Source organism: Frankia sp. CcI49, from assembly GCF_001983215.1.
Classification (GTDB): domain Bacteria; phylum Actinomycetota; class Actinomycetes; order Frankiales; family Frankiaceae; genus Parafrankia; species Parafrankia irregularis.
Genome location: NZ_MOWP01000034.1, coordinates 38,668 through 51,620 on the forward strand (window position 1 = coordinate 38,668; position 12,953 = coordinate 51,620).

Below are 12,953 nucleotides of genomic sequence, written 5' to 3' on the forward strand. Positions count from 1 at the left end.
CGGTGTCCAGGCCACCGGCCCGGTCGGTGTCCAGGCCACCGGCGCGGTCGGTGTCCGGCATGTACTCCCGGTGGTTCCGCACAGTTGTCGTCATCGCTGCCACCCCCCGTCAGCAGGCGTCGGCGGAACTCATCAGGACGACGCTCTTCAGGCCGCCTATCTGATAGGTGAAGCTGAGCGCGTGGTCGAAGTCCAGCGGGCGGGGCCGGGTGCCCGGAATCGGGTCGAAGCTCAGGAAGTCGACGGGCTGCTCACAGTTGGCCGTGGGGCATACCTGGCTCTTCTCCATCATGAGCAGGGTCAGCGCCAGGCCCAGGTTTCCCGACTGCGCCCCGCTGTGCCCGAAACACGCCTCCTGGGAACTCAGCAGAACGGCGGGAACCGCCGGTCCGTACAGCTCCCGGATGGCATTCGACTCGGTCATGGTGACGTTCATGTCGCCGTCGCTGCCCCCGTTGACGTACGGAATCTGGTCGACGCTCCAGCGGTCCCCCAGGCAGCTGCGCACCGCGGCGACCAGGGCGGCGCCGGAGTCGTCCAGGGACAGCGGGCTGGCCAGGCCGTCCCGGGTCGTCGCCTGCGCGAGCAGTTGCCCGTAGATGTGGGCGCCGCGCTGCTCGGCATGCTGACGGCTTTCCAGCACCACCGTCACCGAGCCCTCACCGAAGTTGACGCAGTCGGCCCGGACGTCGTAAGGCCGCATCGGTCGGTCCATCGACGGCAGGGTCTCGGGCAGCGTGTCCGCACCTGGTTGTGGCCCGCCGCGCTTCGCCGCGAAAAGGAGGCGCTGCGCGTTGCGCATGATGTCCATGCTGAAGGCGTCGACGCCGGTCACCACGGCGACGTCCACCTCACCGGTCGCAATCATGCGAAGTGCGATCCCCAGCTGGACTGTGGAGGACGAGCAGCCGCAGGAGACGGTGAAGCTCGGCCCGGTGGAACGCGCCAGTGACGCCTGCAGCAAGGTCACGTCATACGACGTGATCCCGAGCTGAGCACGGATGAACAGCGCCGTCGCCGCCGTCGCCGCCATCTGTTCGGGTTCGGCGTCCCGCAGGGCGATATAGGGATCGATATTGTCGTCGAGCCCTCCCCGGCCGACGAGCACCGCAGCCTCGGTCAGGTCACCGGCCCGGAAGTCGAGTTTTCCGTCCGCACACGCCTCGGCAAAGGAGACCAGCCCGAACCGGTGGGCGCGGGTCAGCCCGGACGTGTAGAGCGAGGGAAGCTCCGGAAACCGTTCGTCGAACATCGCCTCGGTCAGATCGACCCGGCCATGATAGATGCCGCCGCTCACGATGCAGGAGCGTCCGTTCGCGGCGACATCCCAGATCTCCTCCGCAGTGAACAGCGGCGCCGCCGCCGTTCCTCCGGGGAGGCAGAAACCCATTCCGGTGACCAGGACGTCCCGCGCACCGCGTTCTGGACGTCGCACACCTGCTTCAGCCATTCGAACCATCCACATCGCGCCGTGGCTCTCGTCTCGGCCACCTTTCCGTGGTCACCGGAATCTGTCGCGGTTTAGGTCATACTGGTCACCGACGGGATGACGGGTGCGCCCCCGCCACTGATAGAGGTGTTCCGGCCGCCCGGGCCGGCCATATCGCTGGGTGCGAACAACCATCCGCTGCCCGGCCAGCCATTCCAGGTAACGGCGTGCCGTGACGCGGGACAGCCCGAGCAGCCCGGCGGCCTGGTCGGCCGAGACCGGTGCCGCCGCCTCCCCGAGATAGTCGACGACCGTGTTCAGGGTCGTCACGGAGAGGCCTTTGGGCAGTTCCGCACCGGGGGTGCTGTGGGACCGGAGCACGGCCAGCGCGGTGTCCACCTCGTGCTGGCTCAGGCGTGCGGTGGCGGCGGCATCGAAGTGGCTCCGGAAAGCCGCGTACCGTTCGAGCCGGGCTCGGAACGCGGCGAAGCCGAACGGCTTGACGAGGTAAAGCAGAACGCCGAGTGACACCGCCGCGCGGACGGTCGCGACGTCCCGGGCCGCGGTGACCGCGATGATGTCGGGGTTCGCGCCACGCGAGCGCAGGACCCGGCACACCTCCAGACCGCTGATGTCGGGAAGGCTCAGGTCGAGCAGGACGAGGTCATGCCGACCACCGGTCGCCTCCCACAGCGAGCCCGCACCGGTGTGCGCCACACCGCTCACCACGAAACCCCGGATCCTCCCGATGTAGGCGCTGTAGGCACCCGCGACGAGCGGATCGTCCTCGACGATCAGCGTGCGGATAGGCGGCCGCGCCATCGCCGTCTACCCGCCCGGCGGGGCAGGCGCACCACCGGGCGCGGCCAGGCTCACCGTGAAGACGGCGCCCCGTTCCCGGCCGACGTGTACCTGGCCGCCGTGTCTGGTCACGATCTGCCGGACCAGCGCGAGCCCGAGCCCACGGCGCAGCGCCCCGACGGCTCGGGCCGGCTTGGTCGTCCAGCCCGCACCGAAGGCGTCGGCGACGGTGTCGGGATCAAGGCCCGGGCCGCTGTCCGCCACCCGGATCAGCAGGCCGGTGGCATCCGCGCGGATGGTGAGGTCGACCTGCCGCGACGCTGCCGGTTCCCCGACGGCATGGCCCGTGCCCAGCACGGCGTCCATCGCGTTGTCCACGAGGTTCCCCACCAGGGTCACCAGGTCGACCGGGTCGATGTCGAACGCCTCGTAGCGGGTGTCCTCGGTGATGCGCAGGTCGACTCCCCGGTCACGGGCCTCGGCCAGTTTGCTCACCAGCAGGGCCGAGAGCACGGGTTCGTCGATCGCCAGCACCACCCGCTCGGCCTCCCGCTGGACGACCACACTGCCGGCCGCGGCGAACGCGAGATCGACAGCCTGCACGTATCGCTCGAGCTGCACGAGAGTGACGACCGTGTGCAGCCTGTTCGCCGCCTCATGCAGCTGCGCGCGCAGCTCCGCCACCAGCCCCAGGGCGACGTCCAGCCGGCAGGAAAGCGTGTGCGTGTCAGTGACGTCCCGCAGCGTGGCGACCCTGAGCCCCTCGCCGCCCGGGTGGAGTGTTCCCGCCGGTCTCTCGCCGAGGCACCCTGGCGCGCTCAGACGCCACTCGACTGCCAGAAGGCGACCCCCGACCGGCATTACCTCCGCACCCAGCCGGTGCCGGAAACCGAGCACCCGTGCGACTTCAGGGTCAGGTTCCAGCTCGTCGACCTGGCGGCCCTCGATGTTCGGCGGTAGACCGAGCAGACGACCTGCTTCATTATTTATCACGGCTATATGATCCACCCCATCGACGATCAGAATCCCGTCCGGGGCGATACTCACGACCGCATCTCGGAATTCACACCATCGACTCGCCTCGGCTCTCGGCAGGCCACCGCTCAGCCCGCACCAGCGCCTGTTCTCAAGCATTTGCCTCCCCCAACAGCACATGGTGGACGACGGCAGACACCGGAGCAGCCGCGGCACCATCACCCGTCGACGGCCGGCCGAGCAGCCCGGGAAGACGCGTGAGGATCTGGACCGATAGCCGCGAGTGAACGTGGGCGCCACCGGCCAACCACGGCCAGCGCCATTTCCCCAAGGTGACAGGGTCCGAACCAAAATCCGACCAGGGCGCCCCGGAAAACCTGATCCACAACCACAGAAACGACCGGGAAATGATCACAAACGCAGCTCCGGACCCGGTCGCGACACGGCCACGCACCGACGATCACAAGGAAAACCGCCGTAGCCGACCACCGCCGCCACACACATCTACCGACAACCGCCCCGGCAGTCAATCCTTGGCGCGAGGTAGCCGTCGAGAGAACACAGCCGCGCCGTCACGAGAGGTCCGATTAGCCGCGAATCCGAAGAAGGCGCGGCAGTACGTACGCCTCCGTACACCACAGGCCCGACAGCCCGGACTCGTCACGCACGGGCGCTCACCATGAATGCACACGCATCCCGCACGGTCCACCGCCCCGCACGACACCGAAAAAACGCCACCGACAAAGCGGCAAGGCCGGTTTATCGCAGCGCAGCCAGGGCCGTCAGCCCCGTAGGCCGAAGGACTGGGCGCGGGGGCCGAAGGACCGCCGCCGCGATCACCCTTCGTCGGTTTCCCCAGCACGCCCCCAGGTCGCAGGCTGGCACCAGCACCTTCCGGCCCACCCGGACAGGTGCGCAGCGCACGCCGGATAGGGCAGGCACGCCGGATGGGGCAGCGCCCGCAGGATGGATGGAGGAGGACCACGGTGAGCACCGAACACCGCCGCGAGATCCTGGTCGGCATCGACGGCTCCGATGGTTCGGCGGCCGCACTGCGCTGGGCCTACGAGACGGCCCAGATCGAGAAGCGGCCGGTCACCGCACTGCTGGGGTGGACCGCCGACGGTCTGCCCCGGTCTGTCTACGAGGCCGCGGTCGCGGCGAACCACCAAGCTCTCACCGAGGCGGCCGCCGAGCAGCTCGAGCGGACGATCGCCCGGATACCCGCCCCGGTCCCCCCGGTCGAGGTGCGAAAGCTCGTCGTGAACCAGGACCCGGTGGAAGCCCTCGTCTCGGCGGCCAAGAACGCCGAGATGACCGTGGTCGGGCAGCGCGGCGCCGGGCTGGTCCACCGCATCCTGGCCGGCTCCGTCGCCCACCGGCTCCTGCATCATTCGTCCGGCCCCGTCGTCGTGGTCCGCGGCACACCGCCGGACACCGGTAACGCACCCGACCGCAGGCCGATCATCGTCGGCGTCGACGGCTCCGAGCCGTCCCAGGCGGCGGTGCGCTGGGCCGCCGCGCGGGCGCAGGAGCGGGGTGTCGCCCTGCACCTCGTGAACGGCTACCGCATCGACGTCACGACCTTCGGCGTGCCCGTGCCCGATTTCTACCCATCGCTGCGCACCGGGTCCGAGCAGCTGCTCAAAGACGTGGCGACGGCCGATCTCGATGACGAGAGCGCCGTCCAGGTCAGCCTGGAGGCCGTCGACGACTCCGCGTCACACGCGCTCCTGCAGGCCGCCGAGCAGGCCCAGCTGCTGGTCGTCGGTACGCGGGGGCGCGGCGGGTTCGCCGAGCTGGTACTCGGCTCCACCGCGCACCAGTGCGTGCTGCACGCGGCCTGCCCGGTGGCGGTCATCCACGCCTGAGACGGGCGGAGGCGCCCTGTCCGAGGCGCCCCCGGCCGGATGCACACCATGCCGGATGCACACCCTGCCGGTGACGCCCTAACAGGAGTCCCGGGCGTCGCCGGCAGCTCCGCCTCCGCCCCCACCCCCGCCGCCCGCGGTGCCTGCGGCCACGGTCCCCAGCAGCACCGTCACCGTGCTGCCACGCCCGTTGGCGACGATCACATCGGAATGGCCGTCACCGCGAAGGTCGTCCACCTCCACCGTGGACGGGCCCGGGCCGGCGAGGTGGAGCAGCGGTGGTCCGAGGGTGCCGTCGCCGTTGCCGAGCAGGATCGACAGCGTCGAGTCCGAGGCGTTGCCGACCGCCACATCGGCGATGCCGTCGCCCGAGAAGTCACCCGTGTCCACCGCCGACGGCCCCGGGCCGGACAGGTACGGCCGCGCCGGCTGGAACGTACCGTCACCGTTTCCCAGCAGCACCGACACCGTGCCGTCACCGGCATTGGCGACGATCAGATCCAGGTTGCCGGCGTCGCCGCCGCTGACCTTGCCTCTGCCTGCGCCGCCCCTGCCCTCGTCGTCGCCCTGGTCGTCGCCCGCGTCACGCAGGACGGCCGCCGCCAGGTCCGTCGGGCCCGGGCCGGTGAGGTACGGCCGCGGTGGCTGCAAGGTGCCGTCACCGTTGCCCAGCAGCACTGACACGGCGGCGTCGCCGAGGTTCACGACGGCGATGTCGATGATCCCATCCCCGTTGAAGTCACCGGAATCCAACGACGACGGCGCCGACCCGGCCAGCTGCGGCACCGGTGGGCCGAAGGTCCCGTCGCCCCGGCCCAGCAGCACCGACACCGTGCCGCTGTACTGGTCCGCGACGGCCACGTCAGGAACGCTGTCGCCGTTGAAATCGTCCACCGACAGCGAGGACGGGCCGGGCCCGGCCGGGTAGGGCACCGGCAGGCCGAGGGTTCCGTCCCCGTTTCCCAGCAGCACCGACACCAGGCCGCTGGACGAATCAGCGACGATCACATCGAGAACGCCGATGCCCCGCAGATCCTCGATCGACACATCGGACGGACCCGACCCGGCCGGGTAGGGCACCGGCGGGCCGAAGGTCCCGTCCCCACGGCCCAGCAGCACCGACACCGTGCCGTCGGCGATGTTGACGGCGGCGAGGCTCTGCCGGCCGTCACCGGTGAGGTCCCCCGCGGCGACCGACACCGGCCCGTGCCCGCTGAGGTAGTACTCCGGCAGCGCGAACAGCCCGCTGTGCGGCGCGCCTCCGGAAGGCGCGGACGGGGCAGCCGGGGCTGCCTGGGCCGGCGGGGCGGCACCGACCGGCGCCGCGAGCGTCGCCGTCATGACCAGCCCGGCGGCGGATCGCCGGCCCGCGGACCACAGTCTCATCCGTCCCCGCATCCCTACCTGTGCCGGCGGGCCCCAGACAGCCCCAGGGATGCCACCCTTCGCATCCACTGATGCGCAGATAGTGACCGATGGCGTCGCCGAACAACCGCAGCGACACCCCGACGCCGCACATGCCCCCTCGACGGCGGCTATCAGGGGATCAGTCGACGACGTAGCGGCGCGGGACCCAGGTCTGGCTGTCGATCGGCGGGCGCTTGTAGGCACGCTGCTGGCGGTGCGGCAGCTTCACCTCGGGGTAGTGGACCGGCTCGTACGGGACCATCGACAGCAGATGGCTGATGAGGTTCAGCCGCGCGCTGCGCTTGTCGTCCGCGTCGACCACGTACCAGGGCGCCTGCCGGATGTCCGTGTACGCGAACATCTCGTCCTTGGCCTCGGCGTAGTCGACCCAGTGGGCGCGGGCCTGCAGGTCGAGATCGGAGAGTTTCCACCGCTTCTCCGGATTCCGGATCCGGTCGGTGAAGCGGCGCTCCTGCTCCTCGTCGCTCAACGACAGCCAGTACTTGACCAGGGTGATTCCCGAACGGACCAACGCGCGTTCAAGCTGCGGGCAGGTCCGCAGGAACTCGTCGTATTCCTCGTCCGTACAGAAACCCATGACCCGTTCCACCCCGGCCCGGTTGTACCAGCTTCGATCGAAGAAGACGATCTCGCCGGCCGACGGCAGATGGGTGATGTATCGCTGGAAGTACCACTGGGACCGTTCCCRCTCGGTCGGCGTGCCCAGGGCGACCACCCGGTAGTGCCGTGGGTTGAGCCGCTCGGTCAGCCGCTTGATGGTCCCGCCCTTGCCGGAGGTGTCCCGGCCCTCCATCACGACCACGAGGCGGCCGCCGGTGACGACGAGCCACTCCTGCATCCGCACCAGCTCGGTCTGCAGCCGGACGAGCTCCTTCTCGTACGCGGCCTTGGACAGCCGAGCAGGTGCGGTGTCGACGGCCTCCGGGGCCGCCTCCGGCCGGTCAGGCACAGTGCGCCTCCAGTTTCGGTGGACGTCCGAGGTCAGTGAGCCCTTTCGGCTAGCGAAAAGATCACACAAGGCGACCAAGACTTCCACCTGACGGGGCTCAGGGTCCAGCGCTCAGCCTCCTGCGGCCTCGTCGTGGACGACGGCCACCGGGCACGCCGCGTGCAGCAGGCACTGATGACTGACCGAGCCGAGCAGCAGATCGGCGAAGCCGCCGTGGCCGCGGCTCCCGACGACGAGCAGCTGCGCCAGCTCCGCCTCGTGCAGCAGGGCGACGCTGGGCGCGTCCGGGGCGACGACGGTGTCGACCGCCACCTCGGCGGCGCTGGCGAGCCCCTTGCCGACCGTCTCGTCCAGCATCGCCTGGGCCCGGCGCAGCAGGTCCACCTGCCCGCTGATCATCAGCTCCGGGTACAGCGGATCCGTGCGGCCCAGCGCGAACACGACCCGCAGGGGCGCCCGCCGCAGGGCCGCCGCCTGGGCGGCCCAGCGCAGCGCGCCCACGGAGTTCCCCGAACCGTCGACGCCGACCACGACCGGCCTGCGCTGGCTGTCGGGCCGGTCGGCGTCAGGGCGCTGGCCGTTCGGACGCTGGCCGTCGGGGCGCTGCGTGGTTCGTCCCCTGACGACGACCACGGGGACCTGGACGTGATTGACGACGGTCTGCGCCACCGAGCCCGCCAGGACCCGGGTGATGGGCCCATGGCCGTGCGATCCGACGACGATCATCTCGGCGCCGGGTGCGTTCTCCTCCAGCGCGACCGCGGGTGCCGCCTCGACCAGCATCGGGTGCACCTCGACGCCCTTGGCGTCGGCGCGTTCGATGGCCTGGTCCAGCGCCGCGACGGCCGAGGCCTCGAGTTCGGCGTGGTCGGCCCGGCCGGCCCGGCGGTGCAGCTCCCGTGGTAATCCGTCCGTGCCCCAGGCCAGCAGTGCGGTCACCGGCCGCCGGCGCAGCCGCGCCTCACGGAAAGCCCAGCGCAGAGCTTCTTCGGAGCCGGTGGATCCGTCCACACCGACAAGAATTGTTCTGTCCATTTCCGGCCACCTTTTTGTTGCTGAGGCGAAATTGACAGTTCAAATTTCGCATCATGGCCGGAACGGCGCATCTGTCGTCGGACTGCCCGTGTGCGGTTCGTCGGACATGCCGGTAGCGGGACCATGGTCCCGCCCGTCACGGGCGCCGGCCCGGCACTGGTCAGTGCCGGTACCGGTACCGGCTAAAGCGGGGCCGTCCAGTGCAGATGGGTTCCACCGGTGGGCGGTGTCGTCACGGCGAAGGTGCCACCCAGGTTCTCAGCCCGGGCCCGCAGGTTGTCCAGACCGCTGCGGCGGACGGTGTCACCGATGCCGACCCCGTCATCGACGGCGTCGAGGGTGACGTTCCCCCCGTCCACGGCGAGCCGCAGCTGCACCCTGGTCGCGTGGGCGTGGCGCGCCACGTTGGTGAGGGCCTCCCGCGCCACGGCGAGCAGCTGGTCGGTGAGCTGGTCGTCGACGACGGTGTCCAGCGGGCCGGCGAGGGCCACGGTCGGCGCGAACCCGAGCGCCGGCCGGACATCCTCCGCGATCTTGTCAAGAGCGGCCTGAAGGCGGCCGCGCCGGACGGCACTCCTGCCTCGCAGCTCGAAAATGGTGCGACGGATGTCCTTGATGGTGGCGTCGATGTCCTCGACGTATCCGTTGATCCGTTTCGCGTTCGACGGATTCTCGTACTGGGCGAGATCCTGCATTCCGAGCGCGACGGCGAACATGCGCTGGATGACGTGGTCGTGCAGGTCCCGGGCGATTCGGCCGCGGTCGGCGAGAACGCGAAGATGCTCCTGATCCATCTTGGCGCGGGCCAGTTCGAGCGCGACGGCGACGTGCCCGGCGAAACTGGAGGCCATGTCCAGGTCGCTGTCCGTGAATCCGTGGTCTCCGCGGTCGCGGCCGATGAGCAGCGCCCCGCCGCACTGGTCGGTGCCGGCGACGAGCGGGACGACCATGAGCGGCCCGGTGCTCGCGGCGCGCTCCTCGGGAAGCGCGTCGAGCTCAGCGTCGTCGACCCGCAGCGCCTGCCGCTCGGCGATGACACGGCCGGTCAGGGTCCGTCCCAGCGGGACGAGGTGACCGACCTTCGCGCCCTGCGCCGCGCCCGCGCCCGCGGAATCCGGGGGCACGGAATCCGAGACCCCGGAGCCTGAGATCACCGAGCCCGAGACCAGGGCGGCGACCCGGGCGTAGCCGGCCACGCCCTCCTCGCGATCACTCTCACCTCTTTGACGGGTTTCGCCCTGATCGCCGCGCCGACCCTGGTCATCCCGGTCGTCCTGGTCGTCGGCATCGGCATCGGCGTGCAGCACGAGCGCGACGAAGGTGGCGTCGGCGACGACCTGCACCCGGGCGGCGAGCGCGGTGAGCGCGTCGTCGGCGCCGGCCATCAGCAGGCGCGTGACCTCCGCGGAGGCGGCCATCCAGCGGTGCCGCTGCTGCGACTCGTGGTAGAGCCGGGCGTTCGCGATCGCCACACCGGCGTTCGCGGCGAGCGCGAGCGCGAGCTCCTCGTCCTCAGCGGTGAACGGAACACCGTCATGTTTGTCGGTCAGGTACAGATTGCCGAAGACCTCCCCTCGCACCATGATCGGCACGCCGAGGAAGGACCTCATCGGTGGATGGCCCGGCGGAAAGCCCTGCGAGCCCGGGTCCCGGGAGATGTCTGCGACGCGCCGCGGGCGCGGGTCGTCGATGAGCAGGCCCAGCAGGCCGTGCCCGGAGGGCAGGTCCCCGATCGTGCGCACATCGGACTCGTCCAGGCCGACGTGGACGAACTCCTCCAGCGTGCGGTCCGGCGCGACGACGCCCAGGGCACCGTAGCGGGCGCCGAGCAGGACGGTGGCGGCCTCGACGATGCTGCGCAGCAGCACAGGCAGCCGCAGGTCGGTGACGATGGCCCGGTTGGCCTGGAGCAGCCCACGCAGCCGGCTCTGGGTGGCCAGCACATCCTGGGCACGTTCGACGAGCTGGCTGAGCAGGTCGTCGAGCTCCAGCCTGGCCACCGTGGGGAACATCAGCCCGTCGCCCGGCGGCGTCGCCGGCTGTGCGGCCACGGGCTGCGCGCCTGGGGCGGCCACGGGCCGCGCGCCGGCGGGCCCTGGAGCCGAGGGGTGCGCGCCCGGGGGCTGGGAGGTCGAGGACTGGGATCTCGCCGCCACGCGAGGAAGATACGCGAGACCACGCCCGGATGATGCCGATTCCCCGGCCACCGGCTCATCCGGCGGCACGCCGCGCCGCTCGCAGCAGGGCGTCGGGCCCGGCGCCCTGGGGCAGGGTCGTCGCCTCCGGCCAGGGATCCGGATGTTCCGAGCTGGCCGCGGCCATCCTGCGCACCGGTCCGGACGTCCGCTCCCACCGCAGGCCACCCCCCGCGGAGCTGCCGGGCCCGCCGCGCGCCGTTCTGAGCTGGACGAGGTCGGCGGCGGTCACCCGCGCGAGCTCGGCAGCGCGGTCACGGTCGGCGCGGCGCTCCCAGGCCGCGTCGATGACCACGCTCTCACCGCGTTCGAGCGCGACGCGGGCCCGCCGAAACAGCTCGTCGTAGCCGGCCTCCACATCGGTCGGGTCACCGTCGGTGGCGTCACCGTCGGCGGCGTCACCGTCGGCGGCGTCACGGCCGGCGGCGTCACGGCCGGCGGCCTCGGTGCCGGTGGGGTCAGTGCCGGTGGGGTCGTCGGCGGCCCCGTCGACCAGACCGATGTCCTCCGCACGCAGCAGCGTCCATTCCTCGGCGTCGGCGAGGCCGGCGGCCAGCGCACCGCGGCCCGACCCGGGCGCGCCGCCGACCAGGACGAGCCGCACCCGCCCCTGACGCAGATGTGACAGGGCCAGCGCGGCCAGTGCCCGCGCCTCGGCGGCGGCGGACTCCACGCCCTGCGCGTACCTGGTGCAGGCGACCTTGCAACGGACGAACGCCCGGTAGGCGATGTAGAGGTCGGCCAGCGAGCGGGGATGGCTCTCGGCCGCGTACTGGCGATAGTGCGCCAGGAGGAAGGCGGCGAGATCGGGGCGGCCGAGACTCTCCAGATCCATCGCCAGGAACCCGATGTCACCGAGGACGTCACCGACGCGCAGCCGCTGGTCGAACTCCAGGCAGTCCAGGATGCGGGGGCCGTCCTCAAGGCAGTAGATGTCACCGGCGAGCAGGTCACCGTGCCCGTCGCGGACCAGCCCGAGGCGCTGCCGTTCCCGCAGCAGGGGCTCCCGGCCGGCCAGGAAACGGGCGGCCAGCCGACCGATGGCGTCGATGGTGGCGCCGTCGAGGACGGTGCCCAGGTAGGGCTCGACGCCCCGCAGGCCCTCCTCCCACAGCCCGCCCAGCGTGGCGGACGAACCGGCGTCCGCGATCTCGGCGGAGGTCTCGCAACGGGTGTGGAACGCCGCGAGCAGGCGGGCTGTCGCCCGCAGCTCATCAGTGACGTCGACACCGGCGGTGACGAGCGTGGACAGCCGCCGGTCGGCGGGCAGGCGCCGCATGACGACCATGTGGTCGCAGAGGGCGCCGTCCGGGCCCTGGACGTCGGCGACGCCGAGGTAGACATCCGGAGCAAGGCGGCGGTTGAGGTCCACCTCGGCCTGACAGGCAGCCAGGCGTGCCTGGCGCGTGCGGAAGTCGAGGAACCCGAGATCGGCTGACTTCTTGACCTTGTAGACCCGGTCCCCGAGAAAGATCAGGATGGATGTGTGCGTCTCGACCAGCGCGGCCGGCGCGGCCACTGCTCCCGGCATGCCCGGCGCGGTCGGGGCGGTCGGTGTGCCCGGCGCGGTCGGGGCGTCGCGGGCGGGGCGCGAGCTCTCCGCGCTCACCGGAAGGCCGGCCGTGAGGGTCGCTGTCGCCACATCCATACGTCCACCCTGACGGCAGCACCCTCGCCGCGCAGGTTGCCGGAGTCGGGCGGGCTGCGTTCGAAGGTCCCGCGACCGGCGGGACCAACGGGCCCACCGGCCGTTTCCCGGACCTGCCGCCCGCCGCGCCACTGGCCGCGGCCGGACGTTCCGGCGCCCCCGTCCGGGTGACGTTGCGCCGACCACCGCCCGCCAAAGGTCCCTTTGCCGTCCCTTTGCCCGGCTACCCCGCAGGACGTACGCTTCGCGGCGCGGGCGGGTGCGGAAACCGCCGGCATCACCCGTTCAGGCGATCCRGGTCGATTGGCGAGGCGGTCCGGAGACCGTATCGTCGCGGTCATGGAGAAGATCCGGGTGTTCGTTCTCGATGACCACGAGATCGTGCGGAATGGTCTGCGTCAGACGCTCGCCCGGCATGACGATATCGAGGTCGTCGGTGAGGCCGGGCTGGCGGCGGAGGCGCTGCGGCGTATTCCGGCGTTGCATCCGCATGTGGCGGTGCTGGACGGGCGGTTGCCTGATGGCAGTGGCATCGACGTGTGTCGGGAGATCCGGTCGGCGTTGCCGGGGGTGGCGTGTCTGATTCTGACGTCGTATGACGATGACGAGGCGCTGTTCTCGG

The 12,953-nt window shown here is 71.1% G+C and carries 10 protein-coding genes; 2 read left to right on the forward strand and 8 right to left on the reverse strand.

From position 1 onward, the window contains the following. Nucleotides 1-109 precede the first annotated feature (109 nt). Genes CcI49_RS30330 through CcI49_RS40025 form a run of 3 tightly spaced genes read right to left on the reverse strand, consistent with a single transcriptional unit; the run spans nt 110 to nt 3,277 of the window. Nucleotides 110-1,450 (reverse strand): beta-ketoacyl synthase N-terminal-like domain-containing protein, encoded by a 1,341-nt coding sequence (locus tag CcI49_RS30330; RefSeq protein ID WP_116437544.1) that lies wholly within the window; start codon nt 1,448-1,450, stop codon nt 110-112. Between the two features lie 51 nt (nt 1,451-1,501). After that, nucleotides 1,502-2,251, reverse strand: coding sequence for a response regulator (locus CcI49_RS30335; RefSeq protein ID WP_054568278.1), 750 nt, complete (start codon nt 2,249-2,251; stop codon nt 1,502-1,504). Nucleotides 2,252-2,257: 6 nt separating this feature from the next. Further along, nucleotides 2,258-3,277 (reverse strand): ATP-binding protein, encoded by a 1,020-nt coding sequence (locus tag CcI49_RS40025; RefSeq protein WP_158230838.1) that lies wholly within the window; start codon nt 3,275-3,277, stop codon nt 2,258-2,260. A 914-nt stretch (nt 3,278-4,191) separates the two neighbouring features. Here CcI49_RS40025 and CcI49_RS30350 point away from each other — a divergent pair. Continuing rightward, nucleotides 4,192-5,076 carry a universal stress protein gene (locus tag CcI49_RS30350; protein WP_054568281.1) on the forward strand — a complete coding sequence of 295 codons (885 nt, stop codon included), beginning with the start codon at nt 4,192-4,194 and terminating at the stop codon, nt 5,074-5,076. 78 nt (nt 5,077-5,154) lie between these two features. Here CcI49_RS30350 and CcI49_RS30355 read toward each other — a convergent pair whose 3' ends face one another. The 5 genes from CcI49_RS30355 to CcI49_RS30375 all read right to left on the reverse strand — a co-directional run bounded on the left by CcI49_RS30355 (nt 5,155) and on the right by CcI49_RS30375 (nt 12,331). Further along, entirely contained in the window at nt 5,155-6,462 is a 1,308-nt protein-coding gene (locus CcI49_RS30355; protein WP_076832170.1) for a VCBS repeat-containing protein, read from the reverse strand. A 160-nt stretch (nt 6,463-6,622) separates the two neighbouring features. Then, on the reverse strand, nt 6,623-7,453 hold the full coding sequence (gene ppk2, locus CcI49_RS30360) for a polyphosphate kinase 2 (RefSeq protein WP_076832173.1): 831 nt from the start codon (nt 7,451-7,453) through the stop codon (nt 6,623-6,625). A gap of 111 nt (nt 7,454-7,564) precedes the next feature. Then, on the reverse strand, nt 7,565-8,488 hold the full coding sequence (locus tag CcI49_RS30365) for a universal stress protein (RefSeq protein ID WP_076832176.1): 924 nt from the start codon (nt 8,486-8,488) through the stop codon (nt 7,565-7,567). A 182-nt stretch (nt 8,489-8,670) separates the two neighbouring features. Beyond that, nucleotides 8,671-10,500 carry a GAF domain-containing protein gene (locus CcI49_RS30370; RefSeq protein ID WP_076832192.1) on the reverse strand — a complete coding sequence of 610 codons (1,830 nt, stop codon included), beginning with the start codon at nt 10,498-10,500 and terminating at the stop codon, nt 8,671-8,673. A gap of 199 nt (nt 10,501-10,699) precedes the next feature. Continuing rightward, the gene (locus CcI49_RS30375) at nt 10,700-12,331 is read right to left on the reverse strand and encodes an AAA family ATPase (protein ID WP_076832178.1); all 1,632 of its coding nucleotides are present in this window, start codon (nt 12,329-12,331) and stop codon (nt 10,700-10,702) included. A gap of 339 nt (nt 12,332-12,670) precedes the next feature. Here CcI49_RS30375 and CcI49_RS30380 point away from each other — a divergent pair. Further along, on the forward strand, nt 12,671-12,953 hold a 283-nt coding region (locus CcI49_RS30380), incomplete at its 3' end, for a response regulator transcription factor (protein ID WP_198955679.1).

Bases quoted from the DNA above. Each gene is read 5' to 3' on its own strand.
- CcI49_RS30330 (WP_116437544.1), bottom strand. From the start codon at position 1,450: ATGGCTGAAGCAGGTGTGCGACGTCCAGAACGCGGTGCGCGGGACGTC.
- CcI49_RS30335 (WP_054568278.1), bottom strand. From the start codon at position 2,251: ATGGCGCGGCCGCCTATCCGCACGCTGATCGTCGAGGACGATCCGCTC.
- CcI49_RS30355 (WP_076832170.1), bottom strand. From the start codon at position 6,462: ATGAGACTGTGGTCCGCGGGCCGGCGATCCGCCGCCGGGCTGGTCATG.
- CcI49_RS30365 (WP_076832176.1), bottom strand. From the start codon at position 8,488: ATGGACAGAACAATTCTTGTCGGTGTGGACGGATCCACCGGCTCCGAA.
- CcI49_RS30370 (WP_076832192.1), bottom strand. From the start codon at position 10,500: ATGTTCCCCACGGTGGCCAGGCTGGAGCTCGACGACCTGCTCAGCCAG.
- CcI49_RS30375 (WP_076832178.1), bottom strand. From the start codon at position 12,331: ATGGATGTGGCGACAGCGACCCTCACGGCCGGCCTTCCGGTGAGCGCG.